Origin of the sequence: Enterococcus sp. 9D6_DIV0238 (assembly GCF_002174455.2) — a bacterium.
Taxonomy (GTDB): Bacteria; Bacillota; Bacilli; order Lactobacillales; family Enterococcaceae; genus Enterococcus_L; species Enterococcus_L dunnyi.
Map to the genome: position 1 here is coordinate 775,895 of NZ_CP147246.1, position 22,455 is coordinate 798,349.

18 protein-coding genes are annotated in these 22,455 nt (G+C 38.4%); 1 reads left to right on the forward strand and 17 read right to left on the reverse strand.

The genetic code is table 11. The annotated features are described in order from the left end of the window. Positions 1-2 precede the first annotated feature (2 nt). The 6 genes from A5889_RS03715 to A5889_RS03740 form a co-directional block, all read right to left on the reverse strand. Positions 3-1,052 carry an aldose epimerase family protein gene (locus A5889_RS03715; RefSeq protein ID WP_176372850.1) on the reverse strand — a complete coding sequence of 350 codons (1,050 nt, stop codon included), beginning with the start codon at positions 1,050-1,052 and terminating at the stop codon, positions 3-5. Positions 1,053-1,233: 181 nt separating this feature from the next. Then, positions 1,234-1,497, reverse strand: a complete 264-nt coding sequence (locus A5889_RS03720) for a type B 50S ribosomal protein L31 (protein ID WP_087641402.1) — start codon at positions 1,495-1,497, stop codon at positions 1,234-1,236. Positions 1,498-1,595: 98 nt separating this feature from the next. After that, the gene (rho, locus tag A5889_RS03725; protein WP_087641401.1) at positions 1,596-2,888 is read right to left on the reverse strand and encodes a transcription termination factor Rho; all 1,293 of its coding nucleotides are present in this window, start codon (positions 2,886-2,888) and stop codon (positions 1,596-1,598) included. Then, positions 2,885-4,165, reverse strand: a complete 1,281-nt coding sequence (locus A5889_RS03730; protein WP_087641400.1) for a UDP-N-acetylglucosamine 1-carboxyvinyltransferase — start codon at positions 4,163-4,165, stop codon at positions 2,885-2,887. Before A5889_RS03730 ends, rho begins: the two co-directional genes overlap by 4 nt. A gap of 232 nt (positions 4,166-4,397) precedes the next feature. Then, on the reverse strand, positions 4,398-5,267 hold the full coding sequence (locus tag A5889_RS03735; RefSeq protein WP_087641399.1) for a class II fructose-bisphosphate aldolase: 870 nt from the start codon (positions 5,265-5,267) through the stop codon (positions 4,398-4,400). Between the two features lie 254 nt (positions 5,268-5,521). Beyond that, the gene (locus A5889_RS03740) at positions 5,522-6,460 is read right to left on the reverse strand and encodes a YitT family protein (RefSeq protein ID WP_242585714.1); all 939 of its coding nucleotides are present in this window, start codon (positions 6,458-6,460) and stop codon (positions 5,522-5,524) included. A gap of 227 nt (positions 6,461-6,687) precedes the next feature. Here A5889_RS03740 and A5889_RS03745 point away from each other — a divergent pair, with 227 nt between their 5' ends. Further along, positions 6,688-7,182: a YajQ family cyclic di-GMP-binding protein gene (locus A5889_RS03745; RefSeq protein ID WP_087641397.1), complete on the forward strand. Its 495-nt coding sequence runs from the start codon at positions 6,688-6,690 to the stop codon at positions 7,180-7,182. A 124-nt stretch (positions 7,183-7,306) separates the two neighbouring features. On the opposite strand, the gene A5889_RS03750 is transcribed toward A5889_RS03745, so the two are convergent. From A5889_RS03750 to A5889_RS03800, 11 genes are all read right to left on the reverse strand, one after another. Then, positions 7,307-8,272 carry an asparaginase gene (locus A5889_RS03750; protein WP_087641396.1) on the reverse strand — a complete coding sequence of 322 codons (966 nt, stop codon included), beginning with the start codon at positions 8,270-8,272 and terminating at the stop codon, positions 7,307-7,309. Between the two features lie 137 nt (positions 8,273-8,409). Further along, positions 8,410-10,773 carry an ATP-dependent DNA helicase gene (locus tag A5889_RS03755; protein ID WP_087641395.1) on the reverse strand — a complete coding sequence of 788 codons (2,364 nt, stop codon included), beginning with the start codon at positions 10,771-10,773 and terminating at the stop codon, positions 8,410-8,412. Between the two features lie 276 nt (positions 10,774-11,049). Beyond that, the gene (gene argJ, locus A5889_RS03760; RefSeq protein WP_242585716.1) at positions 11,050-12,201 is read right to left on the reverse strand and encodes a bifunctional glutamate N-acetyltransferase/amino-acid acetyltransferase ArgJ; all 1,152 of its coding nucleotides are present in this window, start codon (positions 12,199-12,201) and stop codon (positions 11,050-11,052) included. A gap of 283 nt (positions 12,202-12,484) precedes the next feature. Next, on the reverse strand, positions 12,485-13,168 hold the full coding sequence (locus A5889_RS03765) for a Bax inhibitor-1/YccA family protein (RefSeq protein ID WP_087641394.1): 684 nt from the start codon (positions 13,166-13,168) through the stop codon (positions 12,485-12,487). Then, positions 13,161-13,643, reverse strand: coding sequence for a MaoC family dehydratase (locus A5889_RS03770; protein ID WP_087641393.1), 483 nt, complete (start codon positions 13,641-13,643; stop codon positions 13,161-13,163). The genes A5889_RS03765 and A5889_RS03770 overlap by 8 nt, the downstream gene beginning before the upstream one ends. A 115-nt stretch (positions 13,644-13,758) precedes the next feature. After that, a complete protein-coding gene (gene murC / locus A5889_RS03775) occupies positions 13,759-15,093 on the reverse strand; it encodes a UDP-N-acetylmuramate--L-alanine ligase (protein WP_087641392.1) in 1,335 nt (444 codons plus the stop codon). A gap of 186 nt (positions 15,094-15,279) precedes the next feature. Further along, positions 15,280-16,167 carry a hypothetical protein gene (locus tag A5889_RS03780; protein ID WP_087641391.1) on the reverse strand — a complete coding sequence of 296 codons (888 nt, stop codon included), beginning with the start codon at positions 16,165-16,167 and terminating at the stop codon, positions 15,280-15,282. A gap of 208 nt (positions 16,168-16,375) precedes the next feature. After that, positions 16,376-17,674 (reverse strand): asparagine--tRNA ligase, encoded by a 1,299-nt coding sequence (gene asnS / locus A5889_RS03785; RefSeq protein ID WP_087641562.1) that lies wholly within the window; start codon positions 17,672-17,674, stop codon positions 16,376-16,378. A 46-nt stretch (positions 17,675-17,720) separates the two neighbouring features. Beyond that, positions 17,721-18,911, reverse strand: coding sequence for a pyridoxal phosphate-dependent aminotransferase (locus A5889_RS03790; protein ID WP_087641390.1), 1,191 nt, complete (start codon positions 18,909-18,911; stop codon positions 17,721-17,723). Between the two features lie 89 nt (positions 18,912-19,000). Further along, positions 19,001-19,507: a DUF5590 domain-containing protein gene (locus A5889_RS03795; protein WP_087641389.1), complete on the reverse strand. Its 507-nt coding sequence runs from the start codon at positions 19,505-19,507 to the stop codon at positions 19,001-19,003. An 86-nt stretch (positions 19,508-19,593) separates the two neighbouring features. Continuing rightward, positions 19,594-22,359: a helicase C-terminal domain-containing protein gene (locus tag A5889_RS03800; protein WP_087641388.1), complete on the reverse strand. Its 2,766-nt coding sequence runs from the start codon at positions 22,357-22,359 to the stop codon at positions 19,594-19,596. Between the last annotated feature and the right edge of the window lie 96 nt (positions 22,360-22,455).

The following is a 22,455-nucleotide window of genomic DNA, read 5'->3' on the forward strand; positions in this document are numbered from 1 at the left end:
CCTTATAATGATCTTTTGATTTTGTAGATCGTTCGGCTATGAAATGGACGATCTGGATATAATGAAATATCACCAAAACCATCAAAAACACCAGCACCAGGGCTCACTTGGGTTTCTAACGCGATTCCCCCATGGCTGACCATCTTAGTCCCTCTCATTTCTGGACTATTTTCACCAAATTGAGCTGTAAAAACAACAACAGCTGGTCGATCCGTATACATTTCAATCGATACATCTGATTTAGGCGAAGTGACAATCGCCTGCGGCTTTTCAAAACCTGTTTGATTTAATAGGAATGGGTGATCTAACCCATTGACCATCATATTTTGTTTATAATCCGTCTCAAAAACTTGTTTTATTGGAGTATTGTTTCTAAAATCAAAAGGTGTATCCGTGACATTCCGCAGTTCTCCTGTGACAGAAGTCGCTTCATCTACCACTGCAAAACGATCTGCATCAATAAATAGAGAATGCTCACCAACCGTTTTTGTCACATCGCCTGTCAAATTGAAATACACATGGTTCGTCGGATTATAAATTGTCGGCTGATCTGTTGTTGCCTGATAATCAATGATCCACTCATCTTCATTCGTCAAAGAATATATTACCTCTGCTTTTAAATTCCCTGGAAAACCATGCTCATGATCAGGACTTTCATACGTAAAAATCACTGAAATTCTTTCTTCCGTTTCTTCTGTTCGAGACTCCCAAAGTCGTGATTCAAAGCTTTTGGCTCCTCCGTGAAGGGTATTTCCAGTAAGAGGATCGACTGGTAATTGGTATTTCTTATCATTGATTGTAAATTGTCCTTTTTCGATTCTGCCAGCTACTCGTCCAACCGTCGCACCGATGTATAGATCTTTTTCAATATATTCTTTTGCGGAGTCAAACCCCAATACGATATTGCGCTTTTCACCAGACACAGGCACGATCAAATCAACGATTCGTGCACCTAAATTAGATACGCATAACGTAACCCCGTTATTATTAGTAAGCGAATACAAAATTGTTGATTCGCCAAAATCTTTCTGTGTGATGTTCACTACTTCCATTCCTTCCTTCTTTTATCATGCATACTAGCTTGATTCACTGATTTTATTTTACCATTGATTTCTTAATTATAACTGAATTTCTATTTTTTTGTTATATTCATGTCAATTTATCTCCAACACAATAAAAAAACGAGTTTCCACAAAGGAAACTCGTACAATTGTTGAGAATTCAACAGAAATCTTATTCTGCAGCGTTTTCGTCTTTGAGACCGTATTTCTTGTTGAAACGGTCCACACGTCCGTCTGCTTGTGTGAATTTTTGACGTCCAGTGTAAAATGGATGAGAGTCAGATGTTACTTCGACACGGATTACTGGGTAAGTATTTCCGTCTTCCCATTCAACTGTTTCTTCAGAGTGCTTAGTAGAACCTGATAAGAATTTAAAACCAGTTGTTGAGTCCATAAATACGACTGGGTGATATTCTGGATGGATATCTTGTTTCATAGTCTTTTCGCTCCTTTGCCCTGATCCATTTGCTGCATCAGAGTTATTTTGTCGGTATACAACAGTATTATAATAGCATGATTCATTCATCGATGCAATTATCTTTTTACATTTCTTTTGCTTTGTTTTCCGAAGGATACATCATGGAAATCTTCAAAGAATTTTTCATTGCTTTTTGTTTTACGTAAAAATTTAACAAATTGCTCTGTATATTCCAGAGAATCGCCTGTCATATGATTACGCAGCTTCCATGTTTCTTCTAGTTGCTCAGAAGACATTAACAGATCTTCTTTACGTGTTCCTGATTTTTTGATATCGATGGCTGGGAAGATACGGCGATCTGCTAAATCACGTGATAGATGCAGTTCCATATTCCCTGTCCCTTTGAACTCTTCATAAATCACATCGTCCATTCGACTTCCGGTATCCACTAAAGCAGTTGCTAAAATCGTTAGACTGCCTCCTTCTTCAATGTTTCTAGCTGCACCAAAAAAGCGTTTTGGTCTATAAAAAGAAGAAGGATCGATACCGCCGCTCAATGTTCGTCCGCTTGGCGGTACGACTAAATTATAAGCACGAGCCAAACGTGTGATACTGTCCATCAGAATCACAACATCTCGCTTATCTTCAACTAAACGCATCGCACGTTCCAAGACTAGTTCAGAAACCCGCGTATGATTCTGCGGCTGTTGGTCAAATGTTGATGATACGACATCACCTTTGACGCTGCGTTCTAAATCAGTTACTTCTTCCGGACGCTCATCGATCAATAATAAAATCAATTCTACATCAGGGTAATTTTCAGTAATGCCGTTGGCAATTTCTTTTAAAACACTAGTCTTCCCAGCTTTAGGTGGCGCAACGATCAAACCACGCTGCCCAAAACCTACAGGAGAAAAAATATCGATCATACGAGTTGATAATCTGCCGGGTGTTGTTTCTAATTTGATTTGTCTTTCTGGGTAGAGAGGTGTTAACGCTGGAAAGTGAGGACGCTCTTTAGCTTCTTCCGGATCTTTGCCATTCACACTTTCAACATGCATCAAGCCATAATAACGTTCCGATTCTTTTGGGGGGCGTGCCTTTCCAGCAACCTTATCCCCATTACGTAACCCGAATCGACGGATTTGAGAAGAGGAGATGTAAATATCTTCAGCACTTGGTCCATAATTGATTGGACGTAAGAAACCATACCCATCTTGAGAAACGATATCCAAAATTCCTTCCATAAAGAAGAACCCTTGCTTCTCGGCCTGAGCTCTAATCACTGCTAAAGACAATTCTTTTTTGTTCATTTGGCTGTAATAAGGGATCTTAAATTCCTTCGCATAGGCATAAATGTCCTTTAGTGTACTATTTTCAAGTTCCGCCATCGTTAAATAGTCACTCATTTAGTCACCTCGATTTCTTCTTCTGTTTCGATCATTTGGATATCAGCACCTAAGGCTGTTAATTTTTCAATGATATGATCATAGCCTCGTAAAATGTATTCAACATTGTAAATCGTAGTCGTACCTTCTGCCATCAGTCCAGCAGTCACTAAACAAGCACCTGCACGTAAATCAGAAGCGACTACTTCAGCACCATGCAATTTAGCAGGGCCATTGATGACGATCATATTGCCTTCGATCGATGCATCCGCACCCATTCGTACTAATTCAGGAATATGTTTTGTCCGTTGCGTATAAATACTGTCGATCACTTCGCCCGTTCCTTTAGCTTTTAACATCAACGGCGTGATCGGCTGTTGAAGATCTGTCGCAAATCCAGGATATGGATACGTTTTGATCGTTGTCATTTTTAAATCGTGGGAAGGATGAACGATGATCTTGTCCTCTTCGATCGTCATTTTCACACCCATTTCTTGTAATTTTGCAATAAAGCTTTCTAGGTGTTCATAAATGACATTACGAACCGTTACACCTTCACCCATTGCAGCAGCTAAAGCCAAATAGGTCCCTGCTTCGATACGATCCGGAATAATCGAATGGCGGCAGCCGTGCAGCTGTTTCACACCTTCGATACGGATAATATCTGTGCCTGCTCCACGGATATTGGCTCCCATATTGTTCAGCAAGGTAGCGACATCAATGATCTCAGGTTCACGAGCAGCATTTTCGATAATCGTTTTCCCTTCTGCTTTTACAGCCGCCAGCATAACATTGATCGTTGCGCCGATCGACACCATATCCATGAAGATCCTCGTTCCATGAAGACCATCCTCTGTTCTTAGATACATCGCTCCATGTTCATTTGTCACAGTTGCTCCTAGAGATTCAAAACCTTTGATGTGAAGGTCGATTGGACGGGGACCTAAATAACAGCCTCCTGGTAAACCAACTACTCCTTCACCAAATTTTCCCAGCAATGACCCCATAAAGTAATAAGATGCACGAAGACTATTGATTTTTCCTTTCGGCATCGGTACTGAGACGATCTCCGTTGGATCGATCACTAATGTATTATTTTCAAATGTTGTTTTAGCACCCATAATTTCTAAAATTTCAATTAATGAATGGACATCCTGAATATCTGGTACCCCATCCAATGTGACTGGTGAATCCGCTAAAATAGCTGCTGGAATCAACGCCACTGCACTGTTTTTTGCCCCACTTATACAAACTTCTCCCGTTAATGGGTGGTTCCCATTGATTACAATTTTTTTCATTTATCTTCTCACCTATCTATGTAAAACAAATAGTTTTATTTTTTGTGATATACCCAAACTATTCTAACACATCAGAAGATAATAAAAAAGCCAACACGTATTCTCTTTCTTATTTTTCTCATGTTTTAGGCGTTTTCGCTCAAAAAAAGAAACGTATTGTAAACTTTTAGAAAAAAATAAAAAAAAGCCGAACTGCTTTTCAGCAGTCCAGCTCAGGGTTTAAAGAATTTGATTATGCTTTGTTAGCAGAACCGAACCAGTCGATGTGCTCTTCTGCATCTTTCACGATTGCAGCAACACCTGGTGCTAACAATTTACGTGGGTCAAAGCCTTTTCCTTCTTTGTCTTTGCCAGCTTCGATATATTCACGAGTTGCTTTAGCAAAAGATAATTGGAATTCAGTATTTACGTTGACTTTAGATACACCCATTGAGATAGCTTTTTGGATTTGTTCTTGAGGAATACCTGAACCACCGTGTAATACTAAAGGAACATCAGAACCTACAGCATCAGCGATTGCTTGTAAGTGATCAAAAGCAAGGCCTTTCCAGTTTTCAGGATATTGACCGTGAATGTTACCAATACCACAAGCTAAATAGTCAATACCTGTAGCAACCATTTGTTTACATTCTTCGATGTCAGCTAATTCACCAGCACCGATGATTCCGTCTTCTTCTCCACCAATCGAACCAACTTCACACTCAACAGAGATTCCTTTAGCGTGTGCTTTTTCAACGACATCTTTCGCTAATTTCAAGTTTTCTTCAAATGGAAGATGAGAACCATCAAACATGATTGAAGTATAGCCAACTTCGATACATTCTAAAGCTGCTTCATAGTCACCATGGTCTAAGTGGATCGCAACTGGTACAGTGATACCCATTGAATCAACTAAATCAGTGATGATATCTTTAGCCACTTTATATCCGCCCATGTATTTTGCTGCGCCCATTGATGTTTGGATAAGAACTGGTGCTTTTTTAGCTTCGGCAGCTTTTAGAATTGCTTGAGTCCATTCTAAATTGTTTGTGTTGAATCCACCAACTGCATATCCGCCTTTACGTGCAGCTTTTAAGAATTCTGCTCCTGATACTACTGGCATAATAAAATTCCTCCTAAGTTTTAAAAAACTTTATTTGTTAAGGGCGTCCCTTAACTAACAGTTACATTTTAGCAGACTTTTTAGTACTTTTCTACTAAAATTACCTTTTTCAGAAAATTTTTGTCCATTCTTTCACAAAAGAGGAGACACTCAAGTTTATTTGTCGAAAAAAAGAGGGGTATCAACATTTATTTCTGAAGGAATAAATGTTGATACCCCTCTTTTTGGATCTTATGATCAAGCAAAGATTTATTTTATTTGAGTTTCATTTTATGTTTTTTTAACTCTGGAAAAGATCCTGTACTTTTAAAAATCCGCTGTTCATCTTCATTGGCAAATCGCCCTAAGACCGATTGCGTAGGCAAAATATTCATAAATGCATTCTCATCGACTGAATAAACGATTTGTTCTAGGTCATAGAGTTCATATCGTGTGATCACCATCATGATCATTCGACCTTCTACACCCGAATATCCGCCGATAGACGGCAATAATGTCATCCCACGAACCATTTCTTTGGAAATCGCCTGAGCAACCGTTTCAGGATTCACTGTTACGATCATCGCTGTGATTTTTTGATGACTGGTATGGATCGTATCCACGACCTGTGTTAAACAATAGATCGAAATAATCGTATATAACGCACTCTCCCAATCAAACACAACGCCTGCAACAGCAACAATGATGCCATTCAACATAAACATATAATTTCCAACCGTTTTCCCAGTCGTCTTTGATAAGACTAGTGAAATAACGTCCATTCCACCTGTCGTAAACCCCATCTTCAAAGATAACCCTGCGCCGATCCCGATCAACACACCACCAACGATCGCATTCATCAATGGATTTTCCGTAATCACGACGATAGGTAGAAACATGGTCACAACTGAAATCCAAGCAACATTCAGAAAACTGAAAATAGTCGATTCTTTCCCTAGCTTAATAAAGCCTAACACAAAAATCGGTATATTCAATAGTAAAATAAATAAACCTGTATCGATCGTGATTGAAAAATGTGTATACAGCAGCGTTGCAATGATTTGCGCTACCCCGTTCATTCCAGCAGAGAAGACTCTTGCGGGAATTAGAAAAAAATTCAATCCAACTGCCGCTAAAATTCCCGTGATAAAAATAACAGCAAATTTTTTCAGTAATTCATTTTGTTTATATGAAGCAGCTCGCTTGCCCACCATAATTCCTCCCATTACCAAACATACTGAATAGTCATTCTATGTCCTGTTTGTCCAAGTCAAATCCCACGAATTAGAATAACAGGTTGCCTGAAAAAAGAAAAGAAAAAAAGCCAAAAATGAGGATTCTTTTATTCTGAACGACTGTTGATCAAAAAATGGTTAGGACTTGTTTCTTAGCTATTTAATGGTACTATAAAAGGAAGAAATGAATGAAAGGCGGTTAACTAATGGCAGCAAAAGAAGCAAGTTTCGACGTCACCTCTGAGATGAATATGGAAGAAGTCAAAAATTCGATCCAAATCGCATTGAAAGAAATCAAAAATCGTTTTGACTTCAAAGGTTCAATTGCAGACATAAAATTAGAAAATGGAAAATTAGTTCTAGTTGCAGAAGACGATTATAAAGTTGAGCAAGTCAAAGATGTTTTATTCAGCAAGTTAGTAAAACGGGCAGTTCCAATTAAAAATATCCATTTTTCCGATAGCGAAAAGGCTCTTGGAGGAAACGTCCGTCAATACGGTGACCTGATCAGCGGCATCGATCGAGACAATGCAAAAAAAATCAATGTAGCAATCAAAAATTCAGGAATCAAAGTAAAATCACAAATCCAAGAAGACAAAATTCGTGTGACTGGAAAAAGCCGTGATGATCTACAAAAGGTGATTACATTACTTAGAACACTTGATCTACCTGTTGAACTTCAGTTTACTAATTATCGTTGATTCAGCTACTATCTTCTTTTATTTATCTAAATGAAAAAAAGCCTGATTCTTAGCGATGATCAAAAAATCCAAGCTTAAATGGACTAGTTGATCGATCACAAAAAAATCAGGCTCTTTTTATTGTCTATTCACTTAAAAATTCTACTAACTCCTGCATATTTTTTCCACTATTCAACCCAACGATCAAGCGAATGCGGGCCTTAGGGCCATTCAATCCTCTTGAAAAAATCAAGCCCATTTTTTTAAGATTCACGCCGCCGCCTTCATAATCATAGATGTCCTCAGCGATTCCATTCGAACAACGTGAAACTAGAACGATCGGAATTTTTCTTTGCAACAGTCGTTTTAGCGCAGGTAAGGTTTGCGGTGGAAGATTTCCCGCGCCAAGAGCCTCGATAACCAAACCATCCGTCTGGTCATTGTCCACTAAATCAAACAGCTGCTGATCCATCCCAGCATAAGCTTTAATGACATATACATTTCCTTCAACTTCTTGAATATCACATATTTCTTGCGGCCGCACTTCACTTGCAAAAAAAGTTCTTTCCTTGGCGATCATACCGATCGGTCCAAAAGTCGGCGTCCGGAATGTTGCTACATTTGTAGTGTGCGTCTTCGTTACATAACGAGCCGTATGGATCTCATCGTTCATCACCACTAAAACACCTTTTCCCTGAGATTCCTCCGAACAAGCAGTCCATACAGCACTGATGAAATTATACAAGCCATCTGTCCCGATTTCATTGCTTGACCGCATCGCACCAGTCAGAACGACGGGAATTTTATTTTCCAGCGTGATATCCAAAAAATAAGCTGTTTCTTCCAACGTATCGGTCCCATGAGTGATGACGACGCCATCGATTTTTTCAGCGTGTGCCTGCTGAATTCGCTCTTTTAACTCAAGCATACGTGTTAATGTCATATGAGGAGAAGGAATATTAAAAATCGATTCAACAATCAAGTTGACCTTACCCTCCAGCAAAGCTTCTTGTTCGAGTAAGGGATTCATTGTATTGAGTGCTACATTACCATCTGCCTCTTTAGACATTGAAATTGTCCCGCCTGTATGCAAAACAAGAATAGTTTTCATTACTTAGCCTCTTTTCACCTATGATTCTTATTCTTCTTTTCTCTAAAAAAGAGCCGACAAATCGTCCGCCTGCTTTTTTATTTTTATAAGAAGATTTGCTTTTTTAGTATAACAGTAAACGTAATTTTTTTCTATGCTCATTCACTTGTTGAAAGCCAAAATTGTTGCTGTAATTCTTTTGAGCGTTCGGCAGAATAAGCCGTTTGACTTTGATCCCAATGCGGCGGAAAAAATTGTCGCACAGCTGCAGAGGAAAAACGCTGATCCAACAATAATACAACTCCTCGATCTTCGCTATCCCTGATGACACGCCCTGCTGCCTGCAGCACTTTGTTCATTCCGGGGATTTGATAAGCAAATTGAAACCCTTGATTTTTTTCTAGGTCATAATAACGTTTGATCAATTCTTGTTCGTGATTGATCTGCGGTAAACCCACCCCAACAATCGCTGTGCCAATCAATCGCGTTCCTTTTAAATCGATTCCCTCTGAAAAAATCCCGCCTAACACACAAAAGCCCAACAACGTTTCTTCTGGATCAGAAACAAAGTCAGCTAAAAAAGCTTCCCGCTCAGCTTCATTCATAGAAGAAGCCTGCAGCTTGGTTTTGATTCCTGGATTTTTTTCTCTGAATAGATCATACACGACATCCATATAAGAATAAGATGAAAAAAAGACAAAATAATTTCCAGTTCGCTGTTGGATCATATTTGTTAGACTTTCAACGATCTTTTGATAATTCCGTTCCCGTTCCTTGTAGGTCGTTTGAATATGATTTTCAATGACTAACAGCTGATTATCTTTAGTAAAAGGATTCGGAATACGGTATCTCAAACTTTCTTCTCCTCCACCCAAAACCTCTTGATAATAATCTAATGGAGTCAAACTAGCTGAAAATAAGATACTCGCTTTGCCCTTGTCTAATTTTTGCTCTAATAAATAGGAAGGATCGATGCAAAATTGCTTTACAGTCACGTCGTAGCTCTGACACTCAACGTAAGTACAATAATGATCATCATAATATTCACTGATTTTAGTATAATTCAGTACATCAAAATAAACGGATAACACTTGGTTCAATTCTTCGTATGCTTGATTCTCCGGCAGCCATTCACCAATTTTCTCAGATAGTGTGTAAGCCGCTTTTACAAGCGAATCAATGGGTGCACTTTGATGCAGAAAGTCTTTTTCTTCTTCTTTGCAGATTTGTTCGATCTTCTCAAATTCCTTTTCGACTTTCCGGATAGCTCGTGTCAGTTTTTGCTGCTCTTTCCCAAGCGTTTTTCTTAATGAGCTAAATGTATTTTTAGCTAAAGAAGCTGAATACATTTCTCTAGAACGGTTCACTAGATTGTGGATTTCATCGACTAGAAAAATATTTTCTTTTTCTTCTTGCTGCTCTTCGAAGAACCGTCTTAAATATACGGTGGGATCAAATAAGTAATTATAATCGCAAATCACAAGATCACACCATAAACTTACATCTAACGACAACTCAAACGGGCAAAGACTATGCTTTTTGGCATAGCGTTCAATAACTTCTCTTGTAAATTGATTTTCATTGTTTAACAGATCCCATAACCCTTCATTCAGACGGTCATAGTACCCATTCGCAAAAGGGCACGCTTCCGGTGTGCAATTTCGTTCAGTCAAAAAACAAATTTTATCTTTTGCTGTTAAAGTCACACTTTTTAATTCCAGATTCTTTTGTTTCATCGCTTCTACTGCATCTTCTGCTACCTGACGTGTGATCGTTTTCGCAGTTAAGTAAAATGCACGTTCTGCTTGTTCTTCACCGATTGCTTTTAGTGTTGGAAATAATGTAGAGATTGTTTTACCAGTTCCTGTCGGTGCTTCTACAAACAACTTTTGATCACTTAAAATCGTTTTATAGACAGCGACGGCTAATTCTCTTTGCCCTTTGCGATAATCACCATACGGAAACGGAAGTTCTTTCAAAGAGTCATTTCTGATCTTTCGCCAATTCATTTTAAAAATCAGCCATTGCTCGTACTTGCTGGTCAAATCATCAAAAAATTCACACAGCTCCTGTTTTGTAAATAGCTTTTCTGTTCGCGTGATTTCTTCCGTTGTCGTTTGAAAATACGTTAGCTGTAACGTGATCGTTTCTAGCTCTTCTTGTTGACAATAGATGTGCCCGTAACACATGACTTGGTACCAGTACATATCGATCTGTTCTTCCCGCAGCTCAGAGAAATCAGGTTCTGAACTTTTTATCTCATCAATGACGGTCCCCTTGTCCTCATCTGTAAAAATGCCATCGGCACGTCCTTCAATGAAGTATGTTTGACCATTCATTTCTACATCGATCGAAAGCTTAACTTCCTTCTTATATCCAGCTGGAGCCGCTTTTTGCAATTTACGATGGATTTTCGCTCCTTCAGCCGCCGTATGTTCACTTGTATGTCTTGCATCGATACTACCTCTACGCAAAATAAATTCTACTAAACTGCGGACTGCGATCCGTTGTCTATCTTTCATTTTTTTCCCACCTGTCATTTCTCCATTATAGAACATACATTCGTAAATGAAAAGAGAAGCCCAAAACAAAACTAAAAACCAGTTTTGTTTTGGACTCTAATTTTGAATAAGTGGTGAGAAAAAAGCGGCTACTACGTTACGCTTCGACCACATCAGTTAACGTATTGTTTAAAGAACAAAGTGAAGCTAGCAACATTCTAAGTGCTAAAGTACTAAGAGTTGAAGGCTTCTGAAATGAGCTGAACACTTTTGTCCTATGCTCCTTAGTTTATGAAATCAAGTAGAATAATCGCTGTTTATTTTGACATACTCATAGCTCAAATCACAGCCGATCACTTGGAAATCCTGAGTTCCCTGGTGTAGATCGACCGTTAAATAGATATCCTCATTTTCTTGAATATACGATGCGATTTGTTCGATATTTTGCAGCTCTTCATGGTTTTCAGAGAAGATCGGATATTCGCCATAAGAAATCTCAACTCTATTAGGGTCAAAAATAAGTCCATCTGTTTTCCCAAGCGCCATTGCAATTCGACCCCAATTTGGATCGTGACCAAACAAAGCGGTCTTCACTAATGGCGAATTGATTATTGATTTTCCAGCATTCTTTGCCTGTTCTTGGCTCATAGCATTTTTGACCGTCACAAACATCGTTTTAGTTGCTCCTTCAGCATCTTTCACAACATCTAAAGCCAATGCATGACAAACTTGGTTTAAGGCTATTTGCAGCTCTTCCATCGAAGCTGTCTTATGACCACTTGCTAATAAGGCAACTGTGTCACTCGTACTTGTATCTGAATCGATGCTGATTGTATTAAACGATTGGTCAACCGCGATTTTTAACATTGGATAGATATCTTCTTTGCTGATTTTTATATCTGTTAAAATATAAGCCAGCATGGTCGCCATATTCGGCTCGATCATCCCCGATCCTTTGACGATACCTAAAATTTTTCCCTCACCGACCTCAAGACTTTGCACTTTGATCCGTTGATCTGTTGTTAAAATAGCTTCGGCAAAGTCTTCATAGTTTTCTGTAAGCTCCAGCGAATGCGTCTCCAAAAATGTATTGATTTTTTCAATAGGTAATTGTGGTCCGATCACACCTGTCGATGATGGTAAAATATTTTCTTGAGCAATCGCCAGTTTAGACGAAATTTTATCTAAAATCTGAAACTCATTCTCTCGTCCTTCTTTGCCAGTCGCCACATTTGCAACCCCACTAGTTACTACGACTGCCTGTAATTCTCCATTTTTGACATGTTCTTTACCGATCGGTATACATTCACCGCAAAACGTATTTTTAGTAAAAACAGCCGCCGCATGACACACGTGATCTGCTACGATCAAACCAAAGTCTTTTCTTTTTTTCTTGATGCCGGCATGCGTGCCATAAAATTTAAATCCTTCTGGTATTTTTTCATCCATCCCTATCACTTACACCCTTCCCAAAGAGACAACCTCTAAAAAACATTCCACAACAAACGTCTCATTTTTCTTATACCACGAACGATGGTTTTCAGTTCCTTTTAAGTTGATCTAATTTTCTGATTTTCTAAAAGTATAAATCAATGCCTCATGATAGTCAATAATTTTTATGCAAAAAAAACAAATAAAAGAATTTTTATGCATAAAAACACGATAAATACGTATATTCAAAACAAAAAAAGGCACTCAGAAGAATCTGAGTGTCTTTTTCTAAGTTCTTTTATTAGTTGTTTTTACCAAAGATACGTAAGAATGCTAAGAATAAATTGATAAAATCAAGATATAATTGTAATGCCATGAAAACCGCGATCCCTGTACCTGGCTGTCCGCCTGTTTGTGTGTACAAAGTACGGATTTTTTGATTGTCATACGCAGTGATACCTGCAAAAATAATGACCATCAAAATTGAAATAAAGTAATCAACAGGACCACTCTTTAAAATAAATGCATTCAGGAAAATCGCAATGATCAGACCGATCAACGCACTGTATGCTGCATGTCCCATAGCAGAAAGATCACGTTTTGTAAAAATCCCAACTAATGACATTCCTCCAAACGTAGCTGCTGCACTAACAAAAGCCGCTACAACGGTTCCTTCTGTATACATCGCTAATGTTACAGCCAATGTAATACCATTCAGTATAGAATATACAACAAATCCGCTGATTGCCAGTGTCGGATTTTTAGCTGCTTTAAAACCTAAGAAAACAACTAACGCTAATTCTGCAATCCAAAATCCATAAAAAGCCATTGGATATTTGTATAAAAACATCACTACTTCAAAGAAATATACATTCAATATTAGATATGATACTAACGCACTAATACCGATTCCCATCGCTAAAAACGCGTAAATTTTTGAATAAAACTTATTCAAACCAACATTTGCTACTGCTCCGTTATTCATTCATTTCTCCTTCTTTCTCTTCCAGTTCGTCTATTGTCACTTGAGGCGGCTGAACCATGACAACTGCATCAAGCACACGGTCTCCTTCTTCATTGACAGCTTCGATCGAAATCGTCACAACATCTTTCATTTTATCCACCTTGATCACTTCAAATTGAAATGTCAGTGTTTCGTAATGAAAGACTGGTCCTACAAAGTTCACCGAAAAATTGACCACATGAGAGCCTGGTCCTGGTAAATGCTTTGAAATCGCACTGGTAATGATCCCCATCAGCATGATCGATGGAACGATCGGCTTGCCGTATTCTGTTTTTTGGGCATAATCATGTTGGATATACAAAGGATTGGCATCATTCGTTAAGCCCAAATAAAGAAGTAAATCTTTATCTTCGATCGACTCAGTTAAAGACAGCGAATCGCCTTCCTCAATATCTTCGATGGTTTTGCCTAATTTTCTCGGTTTTCCGATATTCAAATTAGTACACCTCCACTAATGATAAGATTATTGTACCAAAATGACGACAAAAGGCAAGTTAAAAAGAAGCTTCGGCAAAACGCCAAAGCTTCATATTATCATCTTGAACAATAAATTATAGAACGTTTCTTGTTGTATTACTCAATAATGTTTCATAGGCTTGCTCAAATTTTTGAACATCTCCAGCACCCATAAAAATAATCACAGCATTTTCATGATCTAATAGCGGTGAAACATTATCCTCTTTAATTACTTGGCCGCCTTTTTCGATCTTATTACCCAAATCTTCGATTTTCACATCGCCTTTTTGTTCTCTTGCCGATCCAAAAATATCACACAAGTAAACATGATCTGCTAAATCTAATGCATCTGCGAATTCATCCATCAATGCAATCGTCCGTGTAAAGGTATGAGGTTGGAACACAGCGATAATTTCTTTATCAGGATATTTTTGACGTGCGCCATCGATCGTCGCCATGATTTCAGTCGGATGATGTGCGTAATCATCAACAATGATCATATCTGATACTTTTTTCTCAGTAAAACGGCGTTTAACGCCTGCAAAAGTCAGCATTTCTGCTGCAACTTTAGACATATCCAGTTTTTCAAAGTAGGCAACTGCGATCACACCAAGTGCGTTCATGATATTGTGTTGACCAAAAGCCGGTAAAACAAAGTGCCCTACAAATTCATCTTTATGGTAAACATCAAAAGAAGAACCTTGTGTTGTTCGTTGAATATTTTTAGCCTGAATATCATCATCATCATTCAACCCATAATAATAAATCGGCACATCTGCTGATAATTGGCGCAAATATTTGTCATCTCCATAAGCAAAAATACCTTTTTTCACTTGTGCTGCCATTGTTTGGAATGCTGAATAAACATCTTCGATACTCTTATAATAATCAGGATGATCGAAATCGATGTTCGTCATGATTGCATAATCGGGTGAATAAGCAAGAAAATGACGGCGATATTCACAAGCTTCAAAAGCGAAGAACTGCGCTTTAGGATCCCCATGTCCTGTCCCGTCACCAATCAAATAGCTTGTTGGTGCGATTCCTGTCAATACATGAGAAAGTAAACCTGTCGTACTTGTTTTCCCATGAGAACCAGTCACTGCAACGCTTGTATAAGGCTGAATAAAACGTCCGATAAAATCATGGTAACGAATGATTTCAGCACCTAACTCTTTTGCACGAACCAATTCTTCATGTGTATCCGGAAACGCATTTCCAGCGATAACAACCATATCTTTCGTGATATTGTCTGCGTTGAATGGTAGGATCTTCACTCCAGCCTTTTCTAGATCACGCTGTGTAAAGAAATATTCTTCTACATCAGACCCTTGCACACGATACCCTTTCTCAAATAAAACAAGAGCCAATGAACTCATTCCAGAACCTTTTATGCCAACAAAATGATGTAATTTTTCTTGATTGCTCATTATAATCCTCTTTTCCTGAAATCTCTATGTAAATTCTGTTTTCTTATAATAGTCAGCAAATGCATGCTACCCATTATCGTACAAAATCACAAAATAATCAACCCAAAAATAGTTGTGCTGCCTTACTATTTTAAAAGACACAAAAAGTTGAGACAAAACCAGTGACTGTTTTGTCTCAGAATACTCCTAATTAAAATACTTGCTATTTTCTAATTCCATACTTGAATCTTCAATGATACCACTTAATGGTTTATCTAAAATACCGCGTTTTTTTTCGCTTTCGGCCTCTGCTACTTTTTGACCATAAGCTGTTTGGCTCTTCGCATTTGCTTTGGCTGTTTTTAACTCTTTTCTAGAACGCGGCAGTGTTTGGCTGATATCATCTTTACCAAAACGTTCCATATCTGGTTTGATTTGTTGGTACTGACGTCTTGTCACAGGAATCTCAGGTGTTTCTTTCGGAATGTTGAATTTTTTTACCGTCGGATCTTCATTTCCTTTGACTTGAAACGCTGCTGGCTCATCATCAAATAACAGATACGAATTTTTATCTTTTTTCATCGCCGTAGCCAGCTCTTGTTCTGTTAGCGCTGGCGTTTTTTTTTCCGGGATCACAGACGCCGGGATATACTTTGGTACGAAGTAAGAACGAGCTTCATACGTATAATCTCTTGATGTTGCCTTTTTGTCTCGGTTCGTAGATGAGCTGCTAAATCCATAGCTATTTCTTTTCGGCATATTACCAAATAGATTTGTTTTTTGCTTTGTTGTTGTTTTATTGTGACTCATCATATAGTTTGGCAGATTCGACTTGTGTTGGGCAAGTTCGGCCATCTGCTCCGGGCTATGAGAGACATTGTTATTATTCGTTTGAGTCGGTTGCTTTGTCATTGTCGGCTGAGCTGTGATTGGATCGATCACTGGCGCCTGAGGTTGTACGGATGTCGTATTTGTCAACATTGGTTCATCTTGAAACAATGTTCGTTTATTTTCTGAGGTTAGTTTTACACCTAAATCATCGTCATAAGCTGGAAAACGAAAATGTTTTCTTTTGATTTGTGCTGGGTTTTCCATTTGGATTCAGTCCTTTTATTGTACTTTCTGTCAATTCTACCATAAGTTACTGGATTTCTAAACAATTTGCCTTAACTTTTCTCTTTTCTTACTGATCTTTTACGTCAGTTCATTTTTTCATTGCGCAAAGTAAGAGATGTTTTTCGCACAAAAAAAGCCATCGAAACAAATTAGCTACTTTGTTTCGACAGCTTTTCGTAAGAATTTTTTATGGATAAATACGATTCAATAAGCGTGGGAATGGACTTGCTTCACGAACATGTTCGATTCCAGCGAGCCAAGTCACTGTACGTTCTAAACCTAAACCAAATCCTGAGTGCGGTACTGATCCATAACGACGTAAGTCTAAATACCAAGCGTATTCTGCTTCATCTAGATTATGGTTACGAATTTGCTCTAATAGATAATCATGATCGACAGCACGTTCTGAACCGCCAATGATTTCGCCATACCCTTCCGGTGCGATCATATCCGCACAAATCACAACATCATCACGTGTAGGATGTGGTTTCATATAAAAGGCTTTGATCGCTTTTGGATAGTTCAAAATAAATACAGGACGATCAAAAGAATTTGCGATAAAGGTTTCATGCGGTGAACCAAAATCATCTCCCCATTCAATATCATCAAATCCATTTTCTTTCAGTAATTCAACCGCTTCGTCATAAGAAATACGCGGGAATGGTAATTGTGTATATTTTTTCAAGACTTCTCTATCACGTCCTAAAACATCAAGAGCGTAATCACAATTATCCAATACACTTTGAACCAAGAAAGCTACATACTGCTCTTGGACTTCCAAACTTTCTTCTTGATGCATAAAGGCCATCTCAGGCTCGATCATCCAAAATTCGATCAAGTGACGGCGTGTTTTAGATTTTTCTGCTCTAAAGGTCGGTCCGAATGAGAATACTTTCCCAAAAGCTAAAGCTGCTGCTTCCATATACAATTGACCACTTTGAGATAGGTACGCTTTTTGATCGAAATAATTCGTTTCAAATAAATCTGTCGTGCCTTCTGCTGTGCTGGCTGTTAAAATCGGCGGATCGATTTTTACGAAGTTGTTTTTATTGAAAAATTCATATGTCGCACGAATGATTTCGTTACGGATCTGCATAATTGCATGCTGACGGGATGAACGCAGCCATAAATGACGGTGATCCATCAAGAAGTCTGTTCCATGCTCTTTAGGTGTAATTGGATATTCATGACTTTCACCGATCACTTCGATGCCAGTCACACCGATCTCATAACCAAATTTCGAGCGGCTATCTTCTCTGATTTCACCAGTGATCCAAACAGAGGTTTCTTGCGTTAAGCTTTTCGCTAATTGAAAGACCTCTTCAGGAACTTCACTTTTGACAACGATCCCTTGAAAATAAGCTGTCCCATCACGTAATTGTAAAAAAGCGATCTTCCCGCTTGAACGTTTATTGGCGATCCAAGCGCCGATTTTTACGGTTTCCCCCACATGATGTTTTGAATCAATAATTTGAATTTGTTCCACAATCGTCTCTCCATTCATTTCTTTTTTGCCATCCCGAATTGAGTATTTATTTTGCTGATTTTGCTTCAATAAATGCGGTGATCCGCTTTGCCGCTTCTTCTAATGTTTGCAGATCTGTCGCATAACTGATCCGAACATTTTCCGGCGCACCAAATCCTGCTCCTGTGACTAATGCGACATGTGCTTCTGCCAATAAGTCATCCACCCATTTTGTCACATCAGTATAGCCGCAAAGATCCATCGTTTCTTTGATATTTGGAAATAGGTAAAAGGCACCTTGCGGCTTTTCCATTCTGAAGCCTGGAATTGCTGCAAAAAGTGGGTATATTTTGTTTAGACGCTCTTCAAAAGCCTGTCTCATTGTTTCCACAGTATCCTGTTCACCACTCAAAGCCTCAATTGCGGCATATTGACTGACTGCTGTCGGATTGCTCGTTGATTGTGAAGCGATGTCGTTCATTGCACTAATAATTGCTTGATCTCCTACTGCATAGCCAATTCGCCAGCCGGTCATCGCATAGCTTTTAGAAACACCATTGATAATGATGGTCTGCTTTTGGATTTCTTCTGATAAGGTTGCTATAGGAGTAAAAACAGCGCCATTATAAACCAATTTACCATAAATATCGTCTGAGACAATCAAAACATCATGGGAGACAGCCCAGTCACCGATTTTTCTTAATTCTTCTTCTGTGTAAATCATCCCTGTAGGATTGGAAGGTGAGTTTAGGATCAAAATTTTTGTTTTGTCTGTTCGTGCTTTTTCTAGCTGTTCCACAGTAACCTTAAATTTTTCTTCCTGTGCACATGTAATGAATACTGGTACTCCCTCAGCTAATTTCACCTGTTCACCATAACTCACCCAATAAGGAACCGGAATGATCACTTCATCCAATGGGTTTAAGACTGCTTGAAAAAGTAAGTATAAAGCAAATTTAGCGCCATCAGTGACAATAACATTTTCCATCTGATATTTTAATTGATAATTGCTTTGAATATATTCTGCGACTGCTTGCCTTAATTCTTTAATACCGGCAGATGGTGTATAGTAGCTGGCTTGACCACTCTCGATCGCTCGAATCGCTGCCTGCTGGATATTTTTAGGTGTCATAAAATCTGGTTCACCAACTGTTAAACTCAACACATCCTGGCCTTGAGCTTTTAGGGCATTTGCTTTGGCTGAAGCCGCCAAGGTTACTGAAGGTTCTAATTTTTGTGCACGCGTTGATATCTCCATACGGTTTACTCCATTCATTTTTTATTCTTCATTTTTCATGTGTTGCGTTACCTGTTTTTTTACTTCTTACAATAGCATAAAACGTCTCGTCAGACATTTTTTATGATCATGATTTCTTCTGCTTTTTCAAATGACAATAAGTAGTAAGATAAGGCACCGTCATCGTTTTTAGTAATAACTTCCCATGTAGGTTTATCCTCGTATAGACCTAAGCTGATTTTTTGTATGTCTTTTTCTTTGTAATCCGTGCTCATGATCTGGCGAATGTGTCCTTCTTCTACCCCGTCTTTTTGATTTAGTACAGTAATGTTCTTCCCTGATTTCGGAATGATGACGACTAATTCTTCTCCTTTAGCATCTTTTCCCGTCACTGCAAAGGAGGTTTCTTTCCTAGTAAACCAGTAAAAGTTATCGACTGATTCAAGTTGAGCATACTCTTTTGCGATTGCTGTAGCTTCTTTTTCAGCTTGTTTCCACGGATGAGTTGCCCGTACATAGAAAATGACAACCAGAACGATCATCACTAATAAGGCTGTAATGATTCCTAAAAGAATCTTTCTTTTTCTCACTTCATTTTGTTCTTTTTTTTCCTGCAATCGCCTCGCCCTTTCCTTACTTACTGGCTATCATTATAGCAGAAAACTATTTTTAATTTAATAGTTAGCAAGTAAATTTCTTTTTGTCAGCTATTTAAAAAATCAGCCAATTCTGTCGTTATTTCATTTAATGGTGCTTCTTTCACTGGTAAATTCTTTGGCAGAGCCTTGATCATTTGTTTCCCGTATTTTGCCGTGATCAAACGACGATCTAAAACGATCATCGCACCTTTATCTTTATTTGAACGAATCAAGCGACCTAATGCTTGCCGTAAACGTAAAGTTGCTTTCGGCAATGCTTCATGGGCAAACGCCTGGATGCCTTTTTCCTCTAAGTACTCATAACGTGCTTTTACAAACGGCCGCTGAGGATTTTCAAAAGGCAAACGAGTAACGATCAGAAGGGATAAGGTATCACCTGGCAAATCTACCCCTTCCCAAAAGCTATCTGCTCCTAACAAAATACTATTTTTAGAATGAATGAATCGTTTTAAGATTTTTTCTCGACTTCCGCTGATTCCTTGGGCCAAAAGTTCCCGCCCATCATTAAGAAAAGCCTGATGCAGGCGATGATAGACGCTTGAAAGAATCTCATGAGAGGTAAAGAGCACTAAAATAGAACGATCCTGCTTTGAAATTTCCTGAATAACCGTTGCAATGTAGGCTGAAAATTCAGCATTATTCACTTGATTGACGGCAATACCATCCGTTGGAATATACAAACGAGCATGCTGTTCATAGTCATAAGGATCAGGCAGTGTCTTGAATAAGGCATCGGGCACACCTAATTTATTTGGCAAATATTTTTTATCTCTACCAAACTTTAATGTCCCACCAGTATATAGAATACGCTGATACCGCTCATACCATGTTGTTGTAGGTAAAATACTCGCTTCCAGATCATTGATAGCTAAAGCACCATACCCTTGCGAAGTACAGCTGTACTCCTTGATCCAGCGCGGCTGCCATTCATTTACATAAATATCAAAACACTCGTGTAAACGGTCGATTTGTTCAAAAAACTGCAGCAACCGTACAAAAACGATTCGATCAGAAGAGGTATACTTTTCTAAATGTTCTTCAATTGATTGCTGAATTCTTTTTTGGATCTCTCTCATTTCAGATAATAAGATCTCAATTTTTTGAATTGAAGATTCTCCTTCTAAAGACAGCTGATCGAACAATGATTTGACTAACAGTTCTGTCTCCATCGATTGTCGCTTTTGCTTTGGAAATAAAGTATTGATTTCATAAAAAAGATCACTGAATTCCTCAACTAAGTCAGTAGCTGCTTTACAATAGATTCGCAACAAGCGCCGTTCTTCCTTAGCCTCATCGAAGATATGCGTCACTTGATCAAATAACTGTTCTTCTTCTAAATAGAGTGCTAATTGCTTTTTAAATGATGCATAATTAAATTGACGGTGAGAAATCTTGCCTGCTATGTCTGCTAAATGATGAGCCTCATCAATAATCAAATAAGGGCTTTTGGGCAAAAGTGCTGTTTCTCTAAGCGATTCTTGTGCTAAAAATGCATGATTGACAATCAAAACATTGCTTTGTTTGACTCTCTTATAAAGAAAGCGGACAAAATCTTCTTGATACAGCGCATCTTTACTGGATAGAAAATCAATTCCTCGATGAGCAACATCACGCCAAAAAATATGGTTAAAATTGATCAGCTGCAATTCGTCTAAATCACCAGTCAGCGTTTCTAGGAGCCAGACCAAAACACCCATTTGATAAAGAGCATATTGCTTTTGCGGCAAAGGATCATTCAATGTCGCTTTAAAGCGCTGTAAATCAATGTAGTGGCGATGACTTTTGATGATCGTCGCCTGAAGTGGTCTGGGACAAATTCGATTAGCCAGTTGGATATCCTTCTCCAGCAATTGATTTTGTAAAACAATCGAAACCGTACTAATGATCAATGGCTTTTCTGGTGTTGCTAGATAGCTCAGAGGAAATAAATAACCTAAGCTTTTCCCAGTACCTGTTGCAGCTTCGATAAACAAGTCTTTGCTTTCATCCTGAGTAAAATGCTCATAAACCAAATTCATCATACGACTTTGTTCCGAACGATAACTTATCGTTTGACCAAAAATCTTTTCTTTGGTCTTTTTCTTCTTTGGAAATGTCGTTTGACCATACAATTTTTCTTCAAAAAGCGGGACTTCTTTTTTTCTTAATGCGATTCCTGAAACGACTCGATACTCTTTAGATAATGGTAGAATCTCCTGTTTCATCTCTTCGTAAATGTAATGGATATAACGACTAGTATCCATGCCAGTTTGCTGACTCAACTTATCGATAGCTTCCATCGTGATCAGCGGTAATCGGCGCATCTTCGCTTCGATCAATAATAGCAATTCCGCAGTGACCTGTGCATCACTATCTGCTTGATGCGGATTATCGTGAACTAATCCTAAGCTTTCAGACAAATCACCCAAACGAAAACTTTTTTCCGTTGGTAAAACAATTTGTGACAGCTCAACTGTATCGATTCCAGGAATCTCTAGTTTTGGTGCACCACAGCGAACTAGCTCCTGTGCTAAAAATGAATAGTCAAAATAAATATTATGAGCGACAAACACAGTATCTGCCAAAAGATTGTAGATCGTCAGTGCAACATCTTCGAAATAAGGAGCTTTTTGGACTCTACTATTACTGATACCTGTCAGTTTTTGAATTTGTGGAGAAATAGCTTGATTGGGGTTGATATCTGTTGCAAATCGGGAAATGATTTTTCCGTCTTGGATCAGCACGCAGCCGAATTGGATGATTCGGTCAATTGTCGAATCTGTACCTGTTGTTTCAATATCGACCACTGCATATATTTGACTTTTCTTCATTGCTTCCCCGCCTTTCTCTACCCTTGACGATTATACTACAAAACGACATTTTTTTTTAGTCTTAGTTGATAGCATTTAATAAATTAAAAAGACTTG

Coding starts and splice junctions, on each gene's coding strand:
- A5889_RS03715 (WP_176372850.1), bottom strand. CDS start 1,052: ATGGAAGTAGTGAACATCACACAGAAAGATTTTGGCGAATCAACAATT.
- A5889_RS03720 (WP_087641402.1), bottom strand. CDS start 1,497: ATGAAACAAGATATCCATCCAGAATATCACCCAGTCGTATTTATGGAC.
- rho (WP_087641401.1), bottom strand. CDS start 2,888: ATGAGTGACTATTTAACGATGGCGGAACTTGAAAATAGTACACTAAAG.
- A5889_RS03730 (WP_087641400.1), bottom strand. CDS start 4,165: ATGAAAAAAATTGTAATCAATGGGAACCACCCATTAACGGGAGAAGTT.
- A5889_RS03735 (WP_087641399.1), bottom strand. CDS start 5,267: ATGCCAGTAGTATCAGGAGCAGAATTCTTAAAAGCTGCACGTAAAGGC.
- A5889_RS03740 (WP_242585714.1), bottom strand. CDS start 6,460: ATGGTGGGCAAGCGAGCTGCTTCATATAAACAAAATGAATTACTGAAA.
- A5889_RS03745 (WP_087641397.1), top strand. CDS start 6,688: ATGGCAGCAAAAGAAGCAAGTTTCGACGTCACCTCTGAGATGAATATG.
- A5889_RS03750 (WP_087641396.1), bottom strand. CDS start 8,272: ATGAAAACTATTCTTGTTTTGCATACAGGCGGGACAATTTCAATGTCT.
- A5889_RS03755 (WP_087641395.1), bottom strand. CDS start 10,773: ATGAAAGATAGACAACGGATCGCAGTCCGCAGTTTAGTAGAATTTATT.
- argJ (WP_242585716.1), bottom strand. CDS start 12,201: ATGGATGAAAAAATACCAGAAGGATTTAAATTTTATGGCACGCATGCC.
- A5889_RS03765 (WP_087641394.1), bottom strand. CDS start 13,168: ATGAATAACGGAGCAGTAGCAAATGTTGGTTTGAATAAGTTTTATTCA.
- murC (WP_087641392.1), bottom strand. CDS start 15,093: ATGAGCAATCAAGAAAAATTACATCATTTTGTTGGCATAAAAGGTTCT.
- A5889_RS03780 (WP_087641391.1), bottom strand. CDS start 16,167: ATGGAAAACCCAGCACAAATCAAAAGAAAACATTTTCGTTTTCCAGCT.
- A5889_RS03790 (WP_087641390.1), bottom strand. CDS start 18,911: ATGGAGATATCAACGCGTGCACAAAAATTAGAACCTTCAGTAACCTTG.
- A5889_RS03800 (WP_087641388.1), bottom strand. CDS start 22,359: ATGAAGAAAAGTCAAATATATGCAGTGGTCGATATTGAAACAACAGGT.